Origin of the sequence: Enterococcus pernyi, assembly GCF_045371165.1 — a bacterium.
GTDB classification, from domain to species: domain Bacteria; phylum Bacillota; class Bacilli; order Lactobacillales; family Enterococcaceae; genus Enterococcus_B; species Enterococcus_B pernyi.
The window spans coordinates 124,132-149,248 of sequence record NZ_JBIQDM010000005.1 but is presented as its reverse complement, the minus strand read 5'-3'; the positions used below and the strand labels follow the sequence as shown (position 1 = coordinate 149,248).

Here is a 25,117-nt window from a genome sequence, read left to right as displayed (position 1 = left end):
GAAAGGTTGATAAAAAACAACGATGCAGTCAGCATCGTTGTTTTTTAGAAAGGAGATAACTATGCCTTTATTTAACAAGTTTACAGCATCTTTTCTGGTTATGCTTTATGTAATGATCGGGTTTGTTGGTTTTTCTCAAGAGGTATTTGCCAATGGTGAACTAAATTTTAGTGTTCGCACAATTACGCCTGAAAGTCAATTTGGGGATGATAAAGGCTACTTTGATGTGGAATTGCAACCAGGAGAAACAGAAGAACTCACGTTAGTGGTGAAAAATGTTAGAAATATCCCGATCGATCTCTCGATCACAGCTCATACTGCCTACACAAATATCAATGGTGTGGTTGAATATGGCGGAGAAACTGACCAGCCCGATCCTACATTAAAAGTGGAAATGAAGGACTTACTGGATGTCGAAGATGAACCCATTCGTTTAGAAGCAGGAGAGGAAAAACGGATCGTTACAACCCTCACTATGCCTCAGGATGAGGTAGAAGGATTATTAGCCGGTGGCTTACAACTAAGCGAAGTGACACAAGAAGAAGAGGAAGAGGATTCTGAGGATAAAGGAATGCAGATCATCAATTCTTTTTCTTATGTAATTGGTGTCGTAGCGAGTAATGATCGTACACAAACGATTGTTCCAGAATTGGCGCTTTTAGATGTATTTGCGGATCAAATAAATTATAGAAACGCCTTTAGTGCGACGATTCAGAATTTCTTACCTACTTTTGTGAATGAACTAAGTGTGGAAGCCTCGATACGTAGAGAAGGATCTGATACGATTTTATATCGAGCATCAGAGGAGATGATGCAAATGGCACCTAACTCCAATTTTAATTTTCCAATCTCACTCAATGGCGAACGTTTTAGAAGCGGGACATATGTGCTGAATATGACGGCTCGCTCTGGCGAACATGAATGGACTTGGGAAGAAACTTTTGATGTGACAGCAGACGAAGCAAGACGCTTGAACCAATCAGATGTTTCCGTTAAAGATACCAACTGGTGGTTGATTGCAGCAATCGTTCTAATCGTGATCATTATTAGTGTACTCGCCTATACGACATACAAAAATAAGAAAAAAGCAAAACTAATGCAAGAAAAATACATGGATACACTTTCAGAAAATAAAACAGATGACTAGAGGAGGAGGACCAATGCGTCAAAAAGTATGTAAAATGATGACTAAAATAAGTATTTCAATCTTTGCACTATATACTTTGGGTATACCTTTCCTCGCTGTTGCGGAGACAATCGATCAAGGGAGTCAACCTATAAACACGCCGAACAGTAATAGTCAATCAACAGAATCAGCTGAAGTGAAGGATACCCAGTCACTGGCACCCGCTTTTTCTTTGGAGCAAGCGGTAATAAAGGGAACTGAAAAGACGGTAACTGCCCTTTCGTTTATAAGTACAGAAGAAGTGGATAACGTGGCAATCAAACTTCCGTCAACTGCTGAGATCATTGAAGATGAATTGTCATCAGGGATGAGTAGCAGTTATGATGAAACGTTCGACCAGTGGCTCTTATCATCAGAAACTCCGAAAAAGGAATTTACCGTACCTGTGATGTTTGCAGAAGCAGGAACCTATTCAGTAACTGTAGGAGAAGTGGCAACTGTTAAAGTAGAAATCACGAAGGCTGAGCCGAACCATTCTTCAGGAGAAGAAAAGTCAGAAAACGACGAACCAAAGGAAGAAAGAAATCGCTCGGAAGAGAAACAGGACGAAGAAATTCAAGGAGCAACGGTACCGGTTTCGACTCGTGCAGAATTTTTAAGTGCACTCGCCAATCCAGAGGTTTCTATCATCAATTTGGAACGTTCGATCGATATAGGCTCAGTTATCAGTCCAGAAAACTTGGACATTGATCGTTCACTAAAAATCAATGGGCAAATGAATACTTTGAATATCGGCACCGGACAAGTGCGTTTATTGACGACTACTGAGAGCAAAACTTTAAGAATTGAAAATACTTTTCTTAATAAAACAGATACCAATCCCTTTGTTATCGGGCAATCGTCTGGTGAAAATTGGACCCTTCAAATGGAAGATGTTTCAAGAGACAGCTCATCGATCAATTATTTTAGAGTAGCTGATATCTCAAGCGCAGTGGTACGAATAACTGGCGGTGGGTTAACCATAGATAATAGGATCAATCTACCAGGCGCGCTTTTTACGACAAAAGAATTTATCGTAGAAAATCAGGCAGTCGTGAAGCTAGGGAATACTCAAAATTCTGCGTTGGCATTTACGAGTGCGAATGCAAAACTGACCGTCGCAGATGGAGCAGAACTGTTTATTACGAACAGTGGAACAACCGCTTTGCAAAATTCCGTCTATTTTACGGGAAGCAATGCGACAGTTTCTGTGAAAAACAACGGTAACTTACAAATACAAGCGGATGGTGCAGCATCTACTTCGACAGACGCTACAAGTAGGAATGCGCTCTCGATGACAGGGAATCAATCGAGCATTGAGCTGGAAAATGGAAGGTTAAATGCGACAACTACAGGTGGACAGGCAATTATCATGACAGGGGAAAACCCAACAATCGATGTGGCATCAGGTAGTCAATGGCAAAGTCAATCGAATACAGCGCATTCCATCAACCTTACAGGTGCAAATGGCGCATTCAACATAGCTAAATCAACGGCAGTAATCCAATCGACTACAGGAAATAGTCTAGTCATGTCTGGAAACGATGCAACTTTTGAAGTAAGTGACGCAAGTAATGTAACAATCAACTCTAGTACAGGCAATCGGCTGACAATGACTGGTATAACGCCGACAATGACGATTAATGACAGTGATTTGAAGATGACTGCGACAACCGGAGCAGGTATTCGATTGTTGAATCAAGAAGCGATGTTAACTGTTGATAATAGTGCTGTTGCTATTACAAATACAGGGAACCGAACCGAGGATATCAATCAACTCGGCACCACCACATTAGGTAAAAATTCTACGTTACGTATGCAAAATGGTGCAACGCTAGACGTGCAAGGTGCGTTAGTATCTACCGCAGGTGCGAATAGTTTGATTGGACTTTACGGGGAAGAGTCAAAAGCGACTCTTTCAGAAAATGCTCAACTGAATCTGACAGTCAACAGTGGAACAGGCAATGGCATATATTTACAAGGAAAGAAAGCGGGTATTACATTTGCAGATTCTAAGGCTGACATACAGACCGTGACAGGAAGAGCAGTGGAACTATCTGGGGCTGAGCCATCTGTCCATTTAGATAGAAGTGACTTGACAACGAAATCAACGAGTACCGGTGGAGCTGTTCTTCTGACGGGTGAAACTAGTTTATTTACCCTAGATAACCAAAGTAATATGAGTGTAGAAAATGAAGGCGGAGCAATTGCTAATGTCTCTCTTCAAGGAAATCAAGCAAAAATGGTTGTTGACAACCAATCACAACTATCTGTCGCAGTTCCAAGTACTAATTCTGCTGACACCGTCATAACGAATAATAGTATCTATTTAAAAGGAAATGCTCCTACTATGGAAATTACTCGAGGAGCTAGCGTGGATGTATTGGTCCGCTCGGGTACGAAGAGAGGGATTCGCTTAGACGGTGCGAATGCTGTTTTATCACTTAATCAAGGCGGAAAGTTAACTGCGGAAACGCAAGCAGCGACAGCGATACAATTGAATGGTGATTATGTCAAACTCCTCGCAGAGAATAAAGAGACAAGTATCAATGCGAAAAGTAACTATATCGCAACAACTGTAAATGGTGTATCCACTGTGAAGTTAGGCGAAGAAGAAACAGAAAAAATTGGGCGTGAGCCGATTGTAGGAGCATCCGATTCAGCAAATATCACACTTTGGGCGAACTCATCCTCTGCATTAGTCTTGCAAGGCATCAATGGACAGTTCAATGTAAATAGCAAGGCGACATTAAAGTTAGATTCAGGTCCTTCTGGACAACTTGAAGCAAATAATGCGAATGCTACTTTAAGATTCTTACGTTCCGGTCCAAATAATACAGGAACGACGCACGGTGGCTATCAATTTAATATCAATGGTGGGGATATGACCGTGACTAAGAGAAAAGGTAACGCAGGGGGGGCGGCGCAAATGGCGCCAGCAATCCGGATGTGGGGCAGTAATAATCAAGTGACTGTTAGTAATGCGGGGCGATTGTTAGTAGTCAATGAGGGGACTGGTATTGCTCATAATGGGAATACAGGTGGTGGAAACCAAGGAATCCATTATACTGCTGGATCAAATAATGGGTTTTCTGTCAATGATCCGGGTTCAGAAGTAAGAATCTATGCGAATGATGGTCCCGCATTGGATATGAGTGATGCGACAGTAGCCGGTGGAAATACAGCCGGTGGAAATGGTGAGATCAGAGTGAGTAATTTAGGTTATTTTGAAGCTTCCGGTCGTACGGCAAGCGCAAATGCAGGTATTTTTCGTGGTCGTTCAACTACTGTGAATTTCGATAATCCGCTATTTATGGACTATCGGAATAATCGTGTAGGTGGCGGGAATATTTTTAGTAATATTGCGAGCTCCACTTTAACTGCTACTGCAAGTGATTTTGCTGTTTGGAAAGATGGTACAGACTTAGATGCCGATCCGTATCTTCACTCGAACAATATGGATTATACTTTCTCTGGCACTAACTTTTCTACGCTCACTTCAATGGAACCAGCAGAACGTTTCGATTTTGAAGCATTTGGCTCAGCGGGCTTGACTTCTTATTCTCGACTCAGCTCAAACAATGCACGTTGGGCAATCGTGAATGAATTGAGAGTACCGACAAATGCGGATAAAAAAATCCACGGGTTGATCCGTATGCCAGTTGGTCTCCATGACAGCCGCCCCGCGTGGCAAGATGAAGTGAAGGTAACTGTGGAAATCGAAAGAGATGGGGCAGTGATTCAGACATACGAAACCTTGACACATGGTCACACAGCGGAAAAACCAGGTATTAGTATCTATGATGAAGAGCCACAAGGTGGCGTTTTTGAAATCGAACTTGACGAATATTTACAAGCAGGCGATCTTGTACGTATAACAGATGTTGAGGTTTTAGCAGGTGAAATGGAAGGCGATTTTCAAAATGTGTATGAAGTGGAAGATGTCACCGTATTTCCTATCATACCACCTTCACCTGCGACTTTCTCCAATCATTTAGTTCCGGCAAATGCGCGGGTTATTTCAGGTCATTCCGACGATCCTGAGGTAGAGGTTACGGCGACTCATAATGGAGAAACAATCGATCCTACACTCATTACCATAGATGATAAAGGGGATATCAGGATTGCTGTTGAGAAGTTAAATTTAGCAGTAGATGATGTCATCCAAGTCTTCTTAAGAGATCACCAAGGTTCTGCTAGTGAAGCTGGTGTCATGAATCCACCAGAGACGAATAATCACGTAGGAAACATCAATCCGAAAACGCCATTAGCATTTCGGGATGCAACGTTTGTTCCTGCTACCACATTGATTGTCGGTGGTATGGTCGATGGAGAGCTAACGATCGATCAAGCAAGTAATTGGGACTTTGGGACCCAACCGCTTACGACTAAAACACAAACGTACCATGCATTACCAAGTCAGGTAGGCGGTACGGCGCAAGGAACTTCCAGACCGAATTTTGTTCAGGTGACAGATGAGCGACCGGTATCAGAAATAAGTGGCTGGAGTTTGTTCATCAAACAAGAAGAACAATTTTCTAATCAAAAAACAGGTGAATTGAAAGGTGCCCAACTTAGTTGGAAAAATGGACAAGCCATTTCAAGCACTGGAGAAATCGGCAATGAAGATAATTTAGGTATCATCCGCACGAGTGGGATCTTGATTCCTAATAATAATAGTATTCAATTGATCGATGCAAATCTATTCATAGAGAAGCAGACATGGTTTTATAATTTTGGGGATGATTCGAATAAAGAGAGCAGTATCTTTCTAAATGTGCCGAATACAGCAAATGCAAAAGCAACAAACTATACGACGCACATCAATTACTCGTTTCAAGCCACTCCTAAAAATCGAATAGAATGAACCAGTCAGTGGTGATTAAAATTGACTGGAAATGAAAAAAATAAAAAGGAATTCAATTGATCGGTACATTAAGGTCAATTGAATTCCTTTTTTAGATGTAAGATGTAGCAAGTGATGATTATAAGTATAAATTCACTGAAAGAGTCGTCCGAAGACCATCTACTCCGAATCGGTGGAGTTGTATTTACTTGTTTGGATCACTACATTATGCAGTAGAAAAAATGAATAACTCTAAGTTTTACTAATGTTGCGTTCTAAATTTTTGTAATAATTGAGGATCAATTTTATTTAGTAATTTTTTCCAATCTGAGGCATCAGGTACTGTTTTTAATAAAAGACATTCAAGACCTAACGAAGAAAATGTCAAGTATTCATTGTAATTCGTGACTAAGAGATTGATCTCATGATTTTCAATATAAGAGGCGCATAGCTCATTTGGACGAAGAAAGTAGATATTTTGAAATCCCCCTAAATATTTTCGAACTAAGGCTTCGAGATGTTGACTGATATACTCATTTCCTTCAAAAATAAATGCGATATTCGTAGGGTTTTTCCAATATTTTTCTTTGATTGACTCAGTGAATATCGTTAAACTAGCACAGATATCATCCAAATGATCATCAGAGAACAAATGATGGAAGGAGGGATTTTTTTCTAAAAAAGCTCGATTTTTTTTATATTCATTGCTAAACAAGGTTTTGGCATACTCATTTGTATCTTGGATATTTTTATTTCCGCTTTTAGACAATAGACTACGTAGCTTGATGGACGTGAAAAAAGATTCTAATAAGATTAACTCGTGTGCTTGTGTGTGCGTATTTCTCTTGATCATTTGATAATAGCTACTTGTAAGCGCTATTATTAGTGACCATCGATTATACCTTTCACAAAAATATTTTTCCTGTTTCGGATTTTCGATACCTCTACGGCATAAAACAGAACTAAAAATAAAAATGGCTTCTTCTTGTGTTAGGTCAATATTAAAATAATCCTTCACAATCGAATATGCAGGTGAAAGTCGGTGAAACTCTGGATCATTAAGGACAATATCTTTTAATTCAGGGTCGAGTTCCACCATACAACCACATAATATCCGTTCAATAGAGAGGTATAATAAATAACTAAAATAACCAAATGAAGAAACTTTTTGATTAGGACGCTCCAATAGGTTAACAATTTTAATCACTACTTCTTGCGTCGCAATTGATGGAAAAACCGTGTGGGGTGTAATATCTGATTCGTAATAGAAAGCAAAATAAAAATTTCGAATATCGGCTTCTGATCCGATCAAATTGACGGGATTTAGCTCAAGGGTGATATTGAATTCTTTTACTTGATCTGCAATTTTTTTAACGTACGTGATCATCGTGCTCTCAGAGATATGAAAGTAATCTGCCCAATCATAAATAGACTGAAGTTCGTTGAAAAAAATTTGTTCAAGAATAATAAAGAGTGGTTCATCTTCGAGAATCGCTCTTTTTTTTTCTAGGTAGGTTTCTGAAGAATGGATGTTTAAAGAATAACCTTGTTTCGAGGATTGGATATCCGCGACGTTCTCGAAATATTCTCTCAAATAATTGATGTCGTTGACTAATGTCCTGGCTGTACTGTTTGTCATGCCAATCAGTTGGGCTGTCGTACAGATTCTAGTAGACTCTAACTCTTTCAAGATTTGGAACCAACGTAATTTTACTTTATCTGTTATAAAATTTAATTGAAAATTTTTCAATAGAACTTTTACCTCCTATCTAAATCTTTCTAGGGAATAGAAAATAGAGCATAGGCTTGCATCCATTGCGAAAGTTAAAGATATATTTTTGGAATTTTCCAATTTCTTATTTGTTAACAAGTGAGATAGAAATTCAAAAAAAGCTAGAATATTTTCAGATGTATATTTTTAATAAAAGAGTAAAGGAGAATTGCTTTTATCATAGTATTCATTTAGTTAGGAGCTCATTAGATCTAAGTTTCTTATATGTTGAATATGAGAGTAATATTCAAATTGAGTAGTGGACATTCATATGAATTAAAAGTAACTTATGTTATCTTTTGAGTGAAAGGTTAACGTTTTTTATTTGCTTATTGGAGCGTTCGATTTTACATGGTTATTTTAATCAGTATCAAATGAGTTGGTTTTACTTCTATGATCAGTTTTTGATAGTGGTTCAAAGTGTTCAGTAGATAAACGAGCTACTAATACCATTAATTACCGGATATTCGTCCTTTCTATTTTTTTTTTAGCAATCCACTTTTGCACTAGCGTAAGGTTAAAAAACAAATCGCTTTCAGATTGATAATTAATATTACCTAATAACTATATTAAAATAACTTAATGACAACAATCTATAAATTTCAGAAAACTATGAAATTATTCAATTGAAGTATTATTTGAATACTGTAAAATTGCATGAAGAAGTTAGAAATTAGGAGTGTTATTAGTTCAATTTGTTTGTTAATTATTGCGACGAAAGAGGCTTGTTCTTAAGGTAGTCTCACATAAACAATTTTAAGTAATGGGAAAAACTGATTTGGATCTAGTAAGATGTTCTCTGCATTAAATGTTATTATGAAACACATCAAATATAGAATCTGTTACTTTCATTAATGAGTAAATATAAAAATAATCTGTGAAGAAAGATATATTTTTTTGCAATTATTTTCTTGAGTAAAGTATCAAAATGTAAGCGTAATTAAATTTAGTGAATCTGACAAATAAATCTTAAAAGAAACATTAATGTGGTTTTTAATGTTTTAAGGAGGGAGCGAATGGAAACGAAAAGAATTGAAACGCCTGAAGAATACTTGGCCTATTATGATCAGAGAGTAATCAATCATTCTTTTATCAGTAAACATCCAGAAATGTTTGAATTTTATCTTGATTTACGAACAAAATTCCTAATGACTTATCAGCAAACAGATGCCACTCTTTTTCTGAAATTAGCAATATTATTAGATATTGATGCACAGCTACAGATCCTATTAGAATTGATCAAAAGTACAAACAAAAGTTTATGTGAAGAATTAGGGATGACAGAATCAGAAATCATTTCAATGATCGCCAAAGATAAAAAATGTTTTTACAGAGAACTAACAGGTCTTGACATGAATCACTCAGTACCATGGCAGTTGATTTATCTTAGTGAATCTTGAGGAAGCTTGATTGCTCTCATTAAGGTAGAAAAAATTCAACGAACTAGTCGCAGGTAAAAAAACAAAGGTCGGGACAAGAGAAGTTATCTCTATCCCGACCTCATATACATATAAAAATTAATAGATTATTTCCGTGTCTTGATCATATCAAAAACGTCATAAGCAACAAATCCCATTGCAAGCAAATAAAGCGCCCAAGTAAAGATCGAATTTGTGATGAATTGGTAGTATAGATTTAAACTGCAAAGGGTGTATAATGCTAAGCGTAGGAATGTGAATGGTTTGGAATGATAATTAGTCAAAATAAAAGCCTCCTGAAAGATACATATCCTATTTAAACAATAAAATACTAGTTACTTATAGTGTACGGTGAAAGCTGTTTCATTGTCAAATATCGACAGGGGATAAAGCCGATTAGCTTGCAATAAGATATGAGTAAAAGCAAGTTTATCTATATGAGATAAATCACGTTATCTTATCTTTATTCTGTTATGATAAGGGAAGTAAAACAAATAGAGAGAAAGGAGCTGAATGTATGGCAAAGAAAATTGCTTCTCCAGAGCTGCCCGAATTAGTTGAGGGAAACTTTTATTTAGAGGATGAAACAATCTTTTCAGGTATTTTTTCTGAAGGGGAAGATCAAAGTTATCTTAGTTCTCGCAATATCGTGTTGAAGAGTAGCCATATCAAAAAATTAGCGATGCAAAAATCTCGTTTAGAGCGGTTTGAATGTAGCAATGTCATTTTTGAGAAGTGTGATTTCTCAAATTTAGAATGGTTTGGCGCAAGCTTTCATCGTGTGCATTTCAAGCAATGCAAATTGACCGGAACCAATTTCTCAGACAGCTTCTTGCGTGATTGTGTTTTCGAAGAGTGTGTAGCAAATCTCTCTTCTTTTAGCTATACGAATATGAAGTTCGTCAGATTTAGCGACAATCAATTGAAAAATACTGATTTTTTCGATAGCAATTGGAAAGATCTAGTAGTAGAAAACAATGACCTTTCAGGCTCTAATTGGGTCAATACGCCACTGAAAGGTTTAGACTTTACAACAAATACATTTTCTCAAATCAATCTATCTATGGAATTACTTCGTGGACTGATCGTCAATCAGGAACAAGCGATCATTATTTCGGCTGGGTTGGGATTGGTAATTGAATAGATAAAACAGAACGAACAATGTTAAGAAATTAGTCAATCTGATCGAATACATCCTAGAATCAACCTAGAGCATAGTTGAATTATTTCATGACCACTTAATTTAGTTTATTGGCAGAAAGGAGAACTTACCAATGGATTTGACAGAAAAACTTGTCGATTTTGCTACTACCTTGGAAGCCGTCCAAATGGATCATCCTTTTGGAAAATTTCCAGATTATATCGTGTTTCGACATCAATCGACAGGTAAATGGTTTGGTTTGATCGTATCTGTTGAAAAAGACAAATTAGGCATAGAAGGCGAAGGTCAAGTCCCCCTCGTCAATGTCAAAGCAGATCCAGAGATCATCTCCATCCTGAAAAAGAGTAAAGGCTATTATCCTGCTTATTATATGAATAAACAACATTGGATCAGTGTAGCTTTGAATGGTGCAGTCACAGAAAAGCAACTCTTTTATATACTGAAAGAGAGTTATGATTTAACGTAATTAGGCAGAAGTCGCCCATCCTCTCTAGGTGGGTGATGAATGTCGTTCGGTATGAGGATTGCCGTTGGCAACTCGAAACCCGACAGGTTATTATGTTCGACGTTATTATCAATCTATAGGAGAAATGAGTGGATAGAACAATGGCATTCGACACGAATCACCATTCAGAATTTCTCCTCTATTCTCACCTTGTGTTGGTAACTAAATACCGTAGACAAGTGATTGACGCTGAACGATCTGAATTTGCTAAAACCACTTTTGTACGAATGGCAGAATCTTATCCCTTTAGTTGAGTGGCATCATGAGAAAGATCATGTGCAAAACCCATCTAAAACAGAACTGACAATATTCATCACTGCTTATCAACGTGATTTCCCACGAATCAAACAGTTTCTTTGAAAAGAAATGGTTTCGTCTAAAAATTTTTGACTACTGGTGACGTATCTATTAGTGACATCAAGAAATAGAGTCAAAGCCAAGGAAACAATCACAAGGAGTAGATGAAGCTGATGGAACGACTGAAAGCATATAAATTTAGAATTTATCCAACAGAAGAACAAGAAATTTTCTTTGCCAAATCTTTTGGTTGTGTCCGTAAGGTCTACAATCTAATGCTTGATGACCGAAAAAAAGCCTATCAAGAAGTAAAAAATGATCCTTCTAAAAAAATGAATTTTCCAACACCCGCTAAATACAAGGAAGAATTTCCGTTTTTGAAAGAAGTAGATAGCCTTGCTTTAGCGAATGCACAACTCAATCTAGACAAGGCGTACAAGAACTTCTTTCGTGATAAATCCGTTGGATTTCCTCGTTTCAAAAGCAAAAAAAATCCAGTTCAAAGTTACACCACCAACAATCAAAATGGAACAGTTAGTTTGATTGATCATAAATTCGTCAAAGTTCCTAAATTGAAGTCATTAATTAAAATCAAGCTTCATAGAAGACCGAAAGGAATGATCAAATCAGCGACCATTTCGCGTCATTCAAGTGGTAAATACTATATTTCGTTGTTGTGTAAAGAAGAAATTAGCGAACTATCTCAAACGAATTCCGCTATTGGGATTGACCTTGGGATCACTGATTTTGCCATTTTTTCAACTGTTCAAAAGATTGATAACAATAAATTTACCTCAAAAATGGCAAAGAAACTTAAACATGAACAACCTAAATTGTCAAGACGTGCGTTATTAGCTAAACAGAGAGGGTTCAATCTGTTTGAAGCGAAGAATTATCAAAAACAAAAACGGTTAGTCGCTCGATTACACGAAAAAGTAATGAACCAACGGAATGATTTTCTAAATCAATTGAGTACAGAAATGATCAAAAATCACGATATTATCTGTATTGAAGACTTGAATACCAAAGGTATGTTGCGTAACCATAAATTAGCAAAAAGCATTTCTGATGTGTCTTGGTCTAGCTTTGTGAAAAAACTACAGTACAAAGCTGACTGGTACGGTCGGAAAATGATCAAGGTGGATCAATGGTTTCCATCTAGTCAAATCTGTTCGAAATGTGGACAGAAAGACGGCAAGAAATCCCTCGAAATTCGAGAATGGACGTGCCCTCTTTGTCACGCGCATCATGATCGAGATATCAATGCTAGTATCAATATTCTGACCGAAGGACTACGCATAAAATCGCTGACTGAGATAACATAAAGAACCGTAGGAACTACGGAGATCGCTTGGTAAACAAGAGAAACCGCTGTGAGTAAAGAAATACACTTACAGGTATGCTCTATTCCCAAGAAGCTCCCACTTCAAGTGTTAAGAACCGTTAGGTTTAGCAAAGTGGTGAGTAGTTCACCGAATGAGTGCTAAAAATAATAGTGGAAGATTTCACTTTCATCAAAACAATCCAACGATCACTTGGGTTGTTTTTTTTTTGTGTGAAATTTAAGCGCTATCTTTTTGTTCAAAAAAAATTACCAAAAAAATTACACAAAAAACAGATTAGCTTTAGAAAGAGAATAGGTCTGTTATGTATGATAGTAAATATAACAAGAGAAACATAACTAAAACAAATAGAAGAGGATGGTTTTTTATGATGAAAGAAGGAACAAAGTATAAAGGTTATCTGGTATTAGTATGTTCTATCGGTCTTTTAGCAGCATGCAGTTCAGAGACCAAAGATACAAGTGAATCAGATATGCCAAAAGTAAAAAGTGAACGAAAAATAACCGTGGATGGGAAAGAAGGAACAGAAAAAGTTTTAGATAATGGAATGGTTGTTCAAGAGTTTGAGGAAGAAGTCTCGGAAAAAGAAGAGGAATGAGCTTTGGATAGAATTATATAAGCGCTTTTCTAATGACTGATCTGAATGAAGGAGTAGGTACATGAAGCCTAAAAAAATAAAAAAATTCAACCGAAAATGGTATTATTTAGTAGCAGTCATCACTGTTTTACTAGTAGTTGGTGCAATCAGTATAGTTGTTTCTAGTGGGAAAACAAAAGAAGAAAATGCAGGAACAAATATTGAAGCACGGTCTGTCAAATCCCTCATTGATGAGGTGAAAGCGGCGAATTTGATTTTAGCAGGAAAAGTCATGCCAAATAATAGCAACAAAATCAAAATTGATCCAGAACGAGGAACAGTGAAAGATATTCTGGTAAATGAAGGCGATGTCGTAGAAAAAGGGCAACCTTTGTTTACATACCAAACGGATCAACAGAGAAAAGTTGTGGAAGCTGAAATGGACGTAGAAATCAAAGTGAGAGCAGTAGAACAAGCACGAGTGACTGCAAATCAAAAATGGACAGCACATAACCAAAAAGTAGCAGAGCTTGGAAAAGCAAGACAAGATTATGCGAAGGAAAAATCCGAAGAGTTACAAAGTACGATCAAAGCATTAGAAGGAGAAATCACCAGTCTACATGCAGAAGCTATTGCTGGTGACAATGAAGTGAAGAATATAGAAACAGACTTGCGAAAAGCCCAACTACTTCACGAAAACGAAAAAGAACGGCTGAATGAAGACACAGTGACAGCCGATAACTCAGGAAGAATCAAATCATTGAATCGTGACTTAGTCAATCAATCAAAAGAACGTCAAAAAGAAGAAAACTTTATGGAGATCCTTGATGATTCGAACTTGTACGTGGATGGCCAAGTCACTGAATTTGATCGTGAAAAAGTTGCTGTCGATCAGCGAGTAGAAATTATGGATCGTAAAGACCAAGAGAATACTTGGCAAGGAACCATTGTGCAGGTGGCAAATTTAACAAGTGATGCAAAACAAGACGATCAAAAAGAAGAGAATCCAAATTTATCTAAGTTTCCTTACAAAGTTAAGATTGATCCAAAAGAAGAAATGCCACTGATTGGTTCCAATGTGTATGTCAATGTTTTACCGAAAGATTTTGTGTCAGGAAAAGTAATCATCAACCAAAGATACCTCATGGAAAAAGATGGAAAATATTATGTATGGAAAGTAGAAAATGATCGGATCAAAGAGCATGAAGTCAAGGTAAATCCGATGGATAATGAACTCGCAGAAATAGTCGAAGGATTGACTGTTGAAGATCAACTTGCTTTGCCTCAAACAGGAATGGTCGAGGGAATGGAGGTTGGTGCAAGTGTTGACGCTTAACAACATTCAGAAGTCATATTGGCAAGGCGGGAAAGAACTAAAAGTCCTTAAAGATATCTCTTTGCAAATCAATGAAGGAGAACTGGTCGCAATCATGGGGCCATCGGGGTCAGGAAAGTCGACGTTGATGAATATCATTGGTTGTCTGGATACAGCTACATCAGGGGATTACATCGTTGAAGGAACGAATGTCAAAACGTTAGCGGACAATTCATTAGCCGATTTTCGTAACGCAAAAATCGGCTTTGTTTTCCAGAATTTCAATCTCATGCCAAAATTAACTGTTTCGCAAAATGTGGAAATGCCATTAACGTATAAAAAAGTCAATAAAAAAGAGCGGCGTAAGCGTGCCTTGGATATGTTGCAACTCGTAGGGTTAGAGGATCGAAGTGACTTCAAACCAATGGAATTATCAGGAGGACAAAAGCAACGTGTCGCAATTGCGAGAGCTTTAGTGACTAACCCTAGTTTTGTTTTAGGGGATGAGCCGACAGGGGCACTTGATACAAAAACCAGTAGCCAAATCATGGACCTTTTTAAGGAATTCCACCAAGCAGGAAAAACAATTATTCTAATTACCCATGAGCCAGAAATTGCAGCGTTATGTCAGCGCACGATCACTTTACGAGATGGTCAAATAATCAGTGATGAACAAAATAAAGTGAGGTGATCAAGAATGGAAGAAATCAGATTTGCCTTACAATCGATTTTTGCTCATAAGATGCGTTCAGTGTTGACTATGTTAGGTGTCATTATTGGGATTGCTGCCATTATTTCGATTTTCAGCATCATCGGTGGAAATACCGAAAAAATGAAACGAGAAATGATTGGTGGTAACAATAATACGATGAACATCCAATACGATAAAAAAAGTTCATTCCAAAGTGGAAACCTATTTGGGGGAGGCCTATCAGAAAAGGAAGAAAAAAAACCGTTATACCTTCCGTTTTTACGTGAAGATGTATTAAATAAAATTAATGAGATACCAGAGGTCTTAGCAAGTGGCTTGTCATATCAAAAAGATGGGAAAATCTATAGGAAAGCAAAAGGGGCTGACGCCAAAGTTTCTGCTGTCACTTCTTCTGTTGAGGATTTGGAGCAATTAAACTTCATCAAAGGGGAAGGTTTTGCTTCTCAAGCCTTCAAGGAGCAACAACAAGCCATTTTTCTGGAAGATTCCTTGTATGACGAATTATTTCCCAATGAAGAAGGGATCGGACAGTTTGTCGAAGTGAATGGCGTGCCATTCAAAGTTCAAGGTGTATTTCAGTTAGATCCCAATAGTAGTAATCTATTTAGCTTTGAGAAAAGAGCTTATGTTCCTTTACAGCAAGCACATAAACTATCTGATGAGTTAGATATTGTGCCACTTGTCACGATCCAAACAAATAATACCGATCAATTACAAGGCGCTGCAGAAAAAGCAGCAGAGATTCTTAATCAACAGATCCCACCATCCGATTATGAATATGGGGTAATGAATCTGAAAGACTTTGCCAGAGAATTGGAACGAATGAACCAGTCAAGTTTTATTCTCTTGTCCGGTATAGCAAGTATCTCGTTATTAGTAGGGGGGATCGGTGTGATGAATATCATGTTAGTCTCTGTCACGGAAAGAACGAAAGAAATCGGGATAAAGAAAGCACTCGGCGCAAGAAGAAAAATTATTTTAAAACAATTTTTAGTAGAAGCGGTAGTCTTGACATTGATTGGTGGGATACTGGGGATACTTATAGGCTTACTAAGTGGCTATGTTATCACACAGTCGCTTGATTATCCTTATATTGTGTCTGTACTGTCTATTATCGTTAGCTTAGTTTTTTGTTCCCTAATGGGTGTGATATTTGGCTTATTACCAGCGATGAAAGCATCCAAATTAAACCCTATTGAGGCATTACGCTTTGAATAAGGAGAGAGTGATATGGAAAGAATTTTAGTGGTTGAAGATGAATATATGATCAATCAAATCGTGACGGAATTTTTAAAAGAGCGTAAATATGAAGTTTATTCAGTAAGAAGTGGCGAACAGGCATTGGAAGTTTTTGCTGAAGAAACATTTGACTTGATCCTATTGGACATTATGTTGCCTGGGATAAGGGGGACGGATGTTTTAAAGAAAATTCGGGAAACGTCGGATGTGCCGATCATCATGCTGACTGCCTTGGATGATGAATATACGCAGTTGCTCAGTTTTTCCCATTTGATCAGTGACTATGTCGTTAAACCTTTTTCCCCACTTATTTTGATCAAACGGATCGAAAATGTGTTTCGGATGAATCAAGGAAATCCCCACATCACTATCGGGGAGTACGCCATTGATCTCGATGGTGGTCTTGTAAAATACCAAGAGGAAGAAATCCATTTAACAAGAAAAGAGTACGATATTTTAGTGATTCTAATAAGAAACAAAGGGAAAATCATCACGCGAGAACAATTAGTGTATCAAGTTTGGTCGTATGAATATCATTTGGAAAATCGAATATTAGATAATCATATAAAAAATATCCGAAAGAAAATGCCACTTTTATCAATAAAAACGATCAAAAATAGAGGCTACCAGCTTGAGGACACCCCATGAGTATCATGCTGAAAAATTTTCTCTTTTCTGGGATCATCATTTTTCTAGTTTCGATTCTTTCGTTGATCGTCTTATATTTTACGATGCCTGTCTACTATGAACAAATGAAGCTGAACGAAATAAACAAAGAATTCAATCAAGTGGCAAAGAGTATAGAAAACAAAGATTTAGCTACCATGCAAAAGGTGGTTGATCAATACTGGCTTGAAAGTGGAAGAGAACAAAATCTTGATCTCTTCCTGACCAATACCGATGGTATAGCCATTGGTTCCTTCTTTGACGAAAGTATTGGCTATTCAGTAATAAGTATTTTATCTGATGAAATGAACCTTTATCAAGAAATTACTGACAAAGAAGGTAACACTTATTATCTAGTTGGTATGTACTCAATGCAACCAGTTGAAGAAGCAAGTAAAGTCTTACTTCATTTATATCCATTCATCATCATCGTCTCACTAATCATTGGGGGCATCGGCGCTTACTACTATAGTATTTATTCGACAAAAAAAATCAAAGAGATATCCAAAGTAACAGAAAAAATGATCGAATTAGATGCGGATATTCGTTGTGATGTCAAAGGTACGGATGAAATCTCACTTTTAGCGCAAGATATCAACCATCTATATGTTTCTTTGATCCAAACAATTGAAGTGTTAGAGCTTGAAGTAGCTAAAACGAAAGAATTGGAACAAGCAAAGTCAGAGTTTATGCAAATCGCTTCTCATGAATTGAAAACACCTGTTGCTTCATTGATGGGGTTGATTGATGGCATGATCTATAATGTCGGAAAATTTAAAGACAGAGAGCGATATTTAGAAGTTTGCAAAAATATTTTGCAAGAACAAACAGAAATGATCAATAATATCCTCTTTGCCTCAAGAAACAATTTGCCTTCAGATGATGTGGTCTATGAAGAAGTCTCAATCAAAGAAATGATCGAACATAAATTGACTTCTTTCCGGATACTTGCTGAAGCAGAACAGAAAAAACTAGTCGTTAATCTAAAAGGGGAGAAAATCATCGGTAATAAAAATGATATTGATAAAATTTTAGATAATCTACTAAGTAATGCCTTCAAATATACGAAGCATGAGGGAGAAATCAGTCTGTTTTTTGATGGTAAACAATTAGTGATTGAAAATGAAGTGAATCAGATACTTACGGAGGAGGAATTAAGTAAGATTTTCCAACCTTTTTATAGACCAGATTTTAGCAGAAGTCGAGATACTGGAGGTTCTGGTTTAGGATTGTTTATCGTACAACAACTTTTTGAAAAATATGGCTGGGAGTATTCATTCAAGTCAACTGCTAATTCCAGGATGTGCTTTTCTGTCATTTTTAGTGGAAGAAGCCTAAATTGATCGATGGTATTCCTAAAGGACAAACGGTCTGTCGCCACAAGATTTATTGGATATTTTTGTGATGGTAGCGAAGCTAATAGCCAAATTGCACAACTGCTATTTGCCAGGGACTTTGATTTTTTATTTTTACACACTCAACTGGAATGTACAAAACCACACTATACCATACCACTAAATAGTAAGAACAAAATGATCAAAAAACTCACAACGTACTAGAAACTCTTGTAGAAAATTTAGTCCCTGGTAAGTAGCAGTTGTGCAATCAGGTTGTGATAGATTGAAAGAAGTCAGGACTACGTTCGCGCAGTCCTGACTTCTTTTTGTATAGTTTCTTCTACTATTCCTTGATTTTTCTTTCGCGTACAAAATAGTAACCCGTCATATAGATCAAGAAAATCAAACCAATCATCAATGAGATTTTTGTTTCGGGATTGATGAACATAAAGATTAATACCACTGCCAAAAAGGCCAATGACAAGTAATTGGTATATGGGGATAAGGGCATTTTAAATGGATGTTCAAGCATTTCTATCCGATGTTTTTTTCTGAATTTGATTTGACTGATCAAAATAACGATCCAAGGTACCATCCCTGGTAAGATACTGGAACTATAGACAAAAACAAATAAATCCTGTGATTGGGAGTAGACGAAGGGCAACAAATAATTCAAAATCAACCCAATCAAAATACCAAATGAGATGGCTACTACTGGGTAAAATGGCACTCCATGACGTGTAAGTTTCAAAAACTTTTTAGACATTTTGCCGTTGATGGCTAATGTGTATACCATGCGACTGGCGCTGAAAATACCGGAATTACAACCAGATAAAGCAGCAGTGATGACAACAAAATTGATCAAACCAGCAGCAAACGTGATCCCGATTTTAGAAAAAGTTTGAACAAACGGTGATCCTAGTTCGCTCAATTGATTCCAAGGATAGATGCTGACAATGATGAAGATCGCCCCAATATAAAAAATCAAGATCCGCCCGATCGTTGATTGGACAGCGTCTACAATCGTTTTTTGGGGATCTTTCGCTTCACCTGCAGTCATCCCAATCAACTCGATTCCTTGGTAAGAGGCAACGACGATCGATAGAGCAAAAAAGAATCCTTTCACGCCACCAGTAAAGAAACCACCATTTTTCCATAAGTTTGAAATCCCGATTGCTTCTCCATGGTTACCGAATCCAAATAAAATGATGCCTAAACCGGCGATGATCATCAAAATAATTGTCACTACTTTAATAGTAGAAAACCAAAATTCTAATTCACCGAATGCTTTGACAGAAACAAGGTTGGCGAACATCAAGAAAAGGATCACAACGATTCCTGGAATGATCTGGGGCAAGTCTGGCCACCAATAGTTCATATATTCCCCTACAGCAATGACTTCACTGATACCGACCACGATAAACTGAAAAATATTGCTCCAAGCCGTCAAATAACCTGCGACGGGATGGATGTATTCACTTGCATAATTAGCGAAAGAACCGGTAGAAGGATCTAAATACAACATCTCGCCCAATGCACGCATGATCAGGTACAAAAAGAAGCCTGCTACAGCATATGCAACCATTACAGAAGGTCCTGTCCAACGGATGGTGGATGAAGCACCCATGAACAGACCGACACCGATCGTTCCTCCTAGCGCAATCATTTGAATATGACGTGCACTGAGACTACGAGTTAATTTTTCTTCTTCCATACAAAAACTCCTTTTTTAAGTTGAGTGATAAAGTAAAAAATAAGTTTATTCTATAACTAGCAAACAAAATAACGACCATTACTTTATAGCTCTTGTTTGTGATTTTACAGAAAATTTTCAAAAATTGCGAGAAAAATCTAAAAAATCAAAAAAATTAGCTATAACACTTGTAAATGATTTTGATATTAGTTAAACTAAGTTTGAATAAAAAGTTAGGTACACCGAAAAGGAGTGGTAAGAGGTGTCTAAAAATGAAATATCCGTTAAAGATTTGACGGTTGCTTATCAAGGAAAGACAGTATTAAATCATGTATCAACAGTTATCCAATCACAAAAATTTACAGGGATCATTGGACCGAATGGCGCTGGGAAATCTACTTTTATGAAAGCTTTATTAGAATTAGTTCCTAAAATTTCCGGAGAAATCACTTTCGACGGTCGCTCCATAAAAACGATTCGCAAAAAAATTGCCTATGTCGAACAGCGTAGTGAGCTGGATCTTTCTTTTCCGATCGATGTATTAGGGGTAGTTTTGTTAGGAACCTATCCATCCTTGCGCTTGGGGCAACGTCCTGGGAAAAAAGAAAAGGAACGAGCAAAACAAGCCTTAGCGAAAGTGGACATGACAGATTATGAAAATCGACAAATCAGTGAATTATCTGGAGGACAATTACAGCGGATATTTATTGCTAGAGCCTTGGCTCAAGGCGCAGAATGGATTTTTTTAGATGAACCATTTGTTGGGATCGATGCGGTCAGTGAAAGAAAAATCTTTGCTATTTTGGATGAACTGAAAAATGAAGGGAAAACTATTGTGATCGTCCATCATGATCTGCACAAAGTCGAAGCCTATTTTGATGAAGTAATTTTATTGAATAAAGAATTGATTGCAGCTGGATCAGTTGACGAAGTATTTACTTCAGAAAATCTACAGTTGGCTTATGGGGAGATCATTGGGCAATTAGTTAAAGGGGTAATGGAAAAATGATTCAATCGTTTATTGAGGGGTTAATGGATTATCAATTTCTGCAATATGCATTGATTACATCTATGTTAGTTGGATTGGCTTCAGGGGTGATTGGCTCTTTTATTATTTTGAGAGGGATGTCTTTGATGGGGGATGCGATTTCTCACGCGGTACTGCCTGGAGTCGCGATTTCGTATATGTTTGGTTTTAGTTACATTCTAGGGGCCACTGCATTTGGGATGTTGACAGCTGGCATAATCGGATTTGTCACACAGCGTAGCCGTTTGAAAAATGATACAGCTATTGGGATCGTTTTTAGTTCGTTCTTTGCATTAGGTGTCATCTTGATTTCTTTTGCTCAAAGTGCAACTAATCTGTACCATATCTTATTTGGAAATGTTTTAGCAGTTAGAGAAAGTGATATGTTGATGACTGCCATAGTGAGTGGGATCGTCTTATTGTTTGTATTTATTTTTTATAAAGAACTGAAAATCACTTCTTTTGATCCGATGATGGCAAAAGCTTATGGGTTGAATACGACACTTGTTCACTATTTGTTGATGTTCTTCTTAACACTGGTTGCCGTTGTGAGTTTACAAACAGTAGGAACGATTTTGGTCATCTCGATGTTGATCACACCAGCAGCAACTGCATACCTATTGACCGATCGATTGGCAAAAATGATTTTTATTTCGGCAACAGTCGGCGTGTTAAGTGCGATCATCGGTGTGTTTTATAGTTATAGTTATAATTGGCCTTCTGGGGCGACCATCGTGTTGACCAGTGCAGTATTCTTTACGTTGGCCTTTTTATTTTCACCGACTAAAGGGATTATTTTTTCAAGAAACAAAACGAAAAAAAATGCCGAGTCGTAAAAAATCTAACGAATAGAAATGGAGTATGTACATGAAAAATAAACTGAATATCTTATGGTTAATGGGAGCTGTCTTATTTATTTTTGCAGGTTGTGGCAGTTCCGCAGCAGAAGAGAAAGAAGAAAACCTGACCGTCGTAGCAACAAATTCGATCATCGCCGACATGGCGAAAGAAGTTGGAAAAGAACATGTCGATGTGCATAGTATCGTCCCTGTTGGAACTGACCCACATGAATACGAGGTATTGCCAGAAGATATCAAAAAAGCAAGTGATGCTGATGTCATCTTATACAATGGGTTAAATTTGGAAACAGGGGATGCTTGGTTTGAAAACTTGATGGATACGGCAAATAAAAAAGAAGATGAAGACTATTTTGCAGTAAGTAAAGAAGTTGAACCACTTTATTTGACCGGTGGAGAATCAGAGACAGAAGCAGATCCACATGCGTGGTTGGATCTTTCAAACGGAATCAAATATGTACAAGAAATCGCACGCATCTTTGCCGAAAAAGACCCAGACCATGCTCCGCAATATGAAGAAAATGCAGATGCATATATCGAAAAATTGAAAGAATTAGATAAACAAGCGAAAGAGAGTTTCGGATCGATCCCAGACAATAAAAAACTATTAGTAACAAGTGAAGGAGCTTTTAGATACTTCTCACAAGCATACGATCTACCAGCAGGGTATATTTGGGAAATCAACACAGAAAGCCAAGGTACACCTGAACAAATGCAGTCGATCATCAGCCAAGTTCGTACTTCGGATGTTCCAGTCTTATTTGTGGAAACAAGTGTTGATCCGAGAAGCATGGAACGTGTCGCAAGTGAAACAGGCCTTGAAATCTATGATGAGCTATTCACTGATTCCATTGCAAAAGAAGGAGAAACTGGTGATTCTTATTATGGAATGATGAAATGGAACATCGAAACGATCCACGATGGTCTATCTCAAGAAAAGAAATAATCACTAATCGATTTAATAATCTAAAAAGAGGCAAAAGTGTGTAGCCTCGATAAATAAGGCGTCATCCACGAAAATTGTTCTTTAAATTTTTGTGGATGGCGCTTTGTTTTTGAAGAGAGTCCTTCTATTCCTTCCGTTTGGTCAGTTTTGGAGACGTGAGGACTAATGCTTCCGCAATTTATACAAATAAAAATTCGTTCGTTTATTGTTTTAAAGATACCAATTTTAGTGAAATTCCGTTATAGTTAAAAGAGAGGAAAGGAAGGTGAAGCTATGAATTTTACTAGCAAAGACAAACAATTGATTGCAAAAGAAATAACAAAAAAAATCAACCAACTAGAAAATAAGGAGAAAGATCAAGATCTCCTATTTCTTGAAGCAGAAATGGCGAAAGCGTTCATAGCAAGCCCAGAAGAATTGGAAACAGAGGAATACCCTGGAAAATGGTTATTTGATGATTTTCAGCCATTAGATGAAGAAACAGGCATTGGCTACTTTGTTTTTCTTTCATCCGTCGGTTTTACTCCTGGCGTATTAGTCAAACAAAAGAACGAACTAAAGGTTCAAGCATGGCCCGCGTTGTTTTCTTTGATAGGGACAGAGGGTGTGATTCCAAAAATCCAATCCGCATTTTTCAAGAGTGCATTTATTGCAAATAGCAAACTAATGAATACGTATTATAATCGTTTAGTAGAAATTGCTCGTCCAGGAGAAATTCCACAAACGTTCACTTATGGGCAACAAAAAAATCTATACGAAGATGTTGTTTATTCACGGGATCTATCTGAGTTCTCAGCAAGAGAACAACTACGTTTACATGAACTACTCCACACCAAACCTGTTTCGTTGAACTTTTTCAATGCATTAGACCAACGTCGAAAATGGGTATCCGTGAATTTCTGGGAAGTATTTGCTGCTAGAAATCGTTGGATGGAAGAAAGAAAAATCCCAGATCAACAGATCCAATTCGTTCAATTGAAAAAAGAACGATTATATTACGGATTATATAGTCGTGTCTGATCGAGGGTGGTAATGATGGCACTAACATTAAAGGAAGAAATCATTCAAGAAAGTAAGCGAATCGGGATTGATAAAATCGGGTTTACTACAGCAGAGCCATTTGATCATTTGAAAGAATCGTTGGTAGAACAAAAAGCTGCTGGACATACTTCTGGATTTGAACACCCTAATATCGATGAACGGTTATATCCGGAAATGACGTTTGATCGGCCGAAATCAATTATTGCAATTGCTTTAGCGTATCCGACAAAGATCCATGAAAAGATGCCTAGAGATGAAAAGCGTGGACAGTTTGCTCGTGCTTCTTGGGGCATCGATTATCATGATGTCTTACGGGATCGTCTGCAACAATTGATTTCATTTATTGAGTCACGAGCGACACATTGGCAAAAGGAAGAAGAATGGCGCTTGGCGCCGCAAGTAGATACAGGTGAGTTGATCGACGTAGCTGTGGCGCAACGTGCTGGATTAGGGTTTATCGGTCGAAACGGATTATTGATCACAGAGGAATTTGGCTCGTTTGTCTATTTAGGTGAGATCGTGACCAATATCGACCTAGAACCAGATACTCCTGGTGTCTTTGGGTGTGGCGAATGTACGCGTTGTGTGACGGCTTGCCCAACGGATGCACTTTTAGGTGATGGGCGAATGAATGCTAAATGCTGTTTGTCTTATCAAACGCAGACAAAAGGCATGATGCCAGAGGAGTATCGAAAGAAGATGAGCAACGTCATTTATGGTTGTGATATCTGTCAGTTGGTTTGTCCTTATAATAGAGGGAAAGATTTTCACTTTCATCCAGAAATGGAACCAAAAGTAGACGAAGTCTATCCGAAACTCACGCCTATGTTAACGATCTCTAATAAAGAATTTAAACAGCAATACGGTCATTTGGCTGGCTCATGGCGTGGAAGGAAACCTCTTCAACGAAATGCGCTGATTGCCTTAGCCAATTTAGGAGAACGTGCCGCTTTGCCTCATATTGAAGAGTGTCTAAGTGATGTTCGTCCAGTGATTCGCGGGACAGCAGCGTGGGCAATCGGTAAGTTAGGAATCAAAGATCCTGAAAAATGGCAAGAAGTATTAAGTTGCGCACTGGAAAAAGAAACAGACGAAGAAGCAATCCATGAAATGAACCAAGCAATCCAATTGTTACAAAAGAAAAAAACTCCTAAAAAATGACTTTTTTACTCGAATACGTCATTTTTCCCAGTAATTGTT

At 37.6% G+C, this 25,117-nt stretch carries 20 protein-coding genes and 1 pseudogene; 18 read left to right on the top strand and 3 right to left on the bottom strand.

Going from position 1 to position 25,117, the window contains the following annotated elements:
- Nucleotides 1–61 precede the first annotated feature (61 nt).
- Both ACH0AK_RS07980 and ACH0AK_RS07975 read left to right on the top strand, forming a co-directional pair.
- A complete protein-coding gene (locus ACH0AK_RS07980) occupies nt 62–1,147 on the top strand; it encodes a WxLIP family cell surface protein (protein ID WP_153830450.1) in 1,086 nt (361 codons plus the stop codon).
- A gap of 13 nt (nt 1,148–1,160) precedes the next feature.
- Nucleotides 1,161–6,032, top strand: coding sequence for a WxL domain-containing protein (locus tag ACH0AK_RS07975; RefSeq protein ID WP_226076762.1), 4,872 nt, complete (start codon nt 1,161–1,163; stop codon nt 6,030–6,032).
- Nucleotides 6,033–6,273: 241 nt separating this feature from the next.
- Here ACH0AK_RS07975 and ACH0AK_RS07970 read toward each other — a convergent pair whose 3' ends face one another.
- Complete coding sequence (locus ACH0AK_RS07970) at nt 6,274–7,761, bottom strand: AcpB/EbpR/MafR family transcriptional regulator (RefSeq protein ID WP_226076759.1); 1,488 nt, start codon at nt 7,759–7,761, stop codon at nt 6,274–6,276.
- A 1,037-nt stretch (nt 7,762–8,798) separates the two neighbouring features.
- Between ACH0AK_RS07970 and ACH0AK_RS07965 the strand changes: the two genes are divergently transcribed.
- Complete coding sequence (locus ACH0AK_RS07965) at nt 8,799–9,182, top strand: DUF7006 family protein (RefSeq protein WP_019724361.1); 384 nt, start codon at nt 8,799–8,801, stop codon at nt 9,180–9,182.
- Nucleotides 9,183–9,307: 125 nt separating this feature from the next.
- Here the strand turns inward: ACH0AK_RS07965 and ACH0AK_RS07960 are convergent, their stop codons facing one another.
- Nucleotides 9,308–9,484 carry a hypothetical protein gene (locus ACH0AK_RS07960; RefSeq protein WP_019724362.1) on the bottom strand — a complete coding sequence of 59 codons (177 nt, stop codon included), beginning with the start codon at nt 9,482–9,484 and terminating at the stop codon, nt 9,308–9,310.
- Between the two features lie 233 nt (nt 9,485–9,717).
- Here ACH0AK_RS07960 and ACH0AK_RS07955 point away from each other — a divergent pair, with 233 nt between their 5' ends.
- The 10 genes and pseudogenes from ACH0AK_RS07955 to ACH0AK_RS07910 all read left to right on the top strand — a co-directional run bounded on the left by ACH0AK_RS07955 (nt 9,718) and on the right by ACH0AK_RS07910 (nt 18,359).
- Nucleotides 9,718–10,344: a pentapeptide repeat-containing protein gene (locus tag ACH0AK_RS07955; RefSeq protein WP_226076756.1), complete on the top strand. Its 627-nt coding sequence runs from the start codon at nt 9,718–9,720 to the stop codon at nt 10,342–10,344.
- Between the two features lie 130 nt (nt 10,345–10,474).
- A complete protein-coding gene (locus ACH0AK_RS07950; RefSeq protein ID WP_023519166.1) occupies nt 10,475–10,828 on the top strand; it encodes an MmcQ/YjbR family DNA-binding protein in 354 nt (117 codons plus the stop codon).
- Between the two features lie 140 nt (nt 10,829–10,968).
- A pseudogene (locus ACH0AK_RS07945) lies at nt 10,969–11,295 on the top strand (transposase).
- Nucleotides 11,296–11,337: 42 nt separating this feature from the next.
- Nucleotides 11,338–12,489, top strand: a complete 1,152-nt coding sequence (gene tnpB, locus ACH0AK_RS07940; RefSeq protein ID WP_499796843.1) for an IS200/IS605 family element RNA-guided endonuclease TnpB — start codon at nt 11,338–11,340, stop codon at nt 12,487–12,489.
- 385 nt (nt 12,490–12,874) lie between these two features.
- Nucleotides 12,875–13,105 (top strand): hypothetical protein, encoded by a 231-nt coding sequence (locus ACH0AK_RS07935; RefSeq protein WP_023519169.1) that lies wholly within the window; start codon nt 12,875–12,877, stop codon nt 13,103–13,105.
- Nucleotides 13,106–13,166: 61 nt separating this feature from the next.
- Entirely contained in the window at nt 13,167–14,420 is a 1,254-nt protein-coding gene (locus ACH0AK_RS07930) for an efflux RND transporter periplasmic adaptor subunit (RefSeq protein ID WP_178946657.1), read from the top strand.
- Entirely contained in the window at nt 14,407–15,090 is a 684-nt protein-coding gene (locus ACH0AK_RS07925) for an ABC transporter ATP-binding protein (protein ID WP_137072014.1), read from the top strand. The genes ACH0AK_RS07930 and ACH0AK_RS07925 overlap by 14 nt, the downstream gene beginning before the upstream one ends.
- A gap of 6 nt (nt 15,091–15,096) precedes the next feature.
- Nucleotides 15,097–16,329: an ABC transporter permease gene (locus ACH0AK_RS07920; RefSeq protein ID WP_137072016.1), complete on the top strand. Its 1,233-nt coding sequence runs from the start codon at nt 15,097–15,099 to the stop codon at nt 16,327–16,329.
- Between the two features lie 12 nt (nt 16,330–16,341).
- On the top strand, nt 16,342–16,998 hold the full coding sequence (locus tag ACH0AK_RS07915; RefSeq protein ID WP_019723143.1) for a response regulator transcription factor: 657 nt from the start codon (nt 16,342–16,344) through the stop codon (nt 16,996–16,998).
- Nucleotides 16,995–18,359 carry a sensor histidine kinase gene (locus tag ACH0AK_RS07910; protein WP_071866683.1) on the top strand — a complete coding sequence of 455 codons (1,365 nt, stop codon included), beginning with the start codon at nt 16,995–16,997 and terminating at the stop codon, nt 18,357–18,359. Before ACH0AK_RS07915 ends, ACH0AK_RS07910 begins: the two co-directional genes overlap by 4 nt.
- Before the next feature lie 337 nt (nt 18,360–18,696).
- On the opposite strand, the gene ACH0AK_RS07905 is transcribed toward ACH0AK_RS07910, so the two are convergent.
- Nucleotides 18,697–20,067 (bottom strand): amino acid permease, encoded by a 1,371-nt coding sequence (locus ACH0AK_RS07905; protein ID WP_226076728.1) that lies wholly within the window; start codon nt 20,065–20,067, stop codon nt 18,697–18,699.
- A 241-nt stretch (nt 20,068–20,308) separates the two neighbouring features.
- Between ACH0AK_RS07905 and ACH0AK_RS07900 the strand changes: the two genes are divergently transcribed.
- From ACH0AK_RS07900 to queG, 5 genes are all read left to right on the top strand, one after another.
- Nucleotides 20,309–21,055: a metal ABC transporter ATP-binding protein gene (locus tag ACH0AK_RS07900; RefSeq protein WP_023519176.1), complete on the top strand. Its 747-nt coding sequence runs from the start codon at nt 20,309–20,311 to the stop codon at nt 21,053–21,055.
- Nucleotides 21,052–21,909: a metal ABC transporter permease gene (locus tag ACH0AK_RS07895; RefSeq protein WP_023519177.1), complete on the top strand. Its 858-nt coding sequence runs from the start codon at nt 21,052–21,054 to the stop codon at nt 21,907–21,909. Before ACH0AK_RS07900 ends, ACH0AK_RS07895 begins: the two co-directional genes overlap by 4 nt.
- A 31-nt stretch (nt 21,910–21,940) precedes the next feature.
- Entirely contained in the window at nt 21,941–22,876 is a 936-nt protein-coding gene (gene efaA / locus ACH0AK_RS07890) for an Mn/Fe ABC transporter substrate-binding lipoprotein EfaA (RefSeq protein WP_023519178.1), read from the top strand.
- A gap of 273 nt (nt 22,877–23,149) precedes the next feature.
- Nucleotides 23,150–23,896 (top strand): hypothetical protein, encoded by a 747-nt coding sequence (locus ACH0AK_RS07885; RefSeq protein WP_010736215.1) that lies wholly within the window; start codon nt 23,150–23,152, stop codon nt 23,894–23,896.
- A 15-nt stretch (nt 23,897–23,911) separates the two neighbouring features.
- Complete coding sequence (gene queG / locus ACH0AK_RS07880) at nt 23,912–25,078, top strand: tRNA epoxyqueuosine(34) reductase QueG (protein WP_023519179.1); 1,167 nt, start codon at nt 23,912–23,914, stop codon at nt 25,076–25,078.
- Nucleotides 25,079–25,117 lie beyond the last annotated feature (39 nt).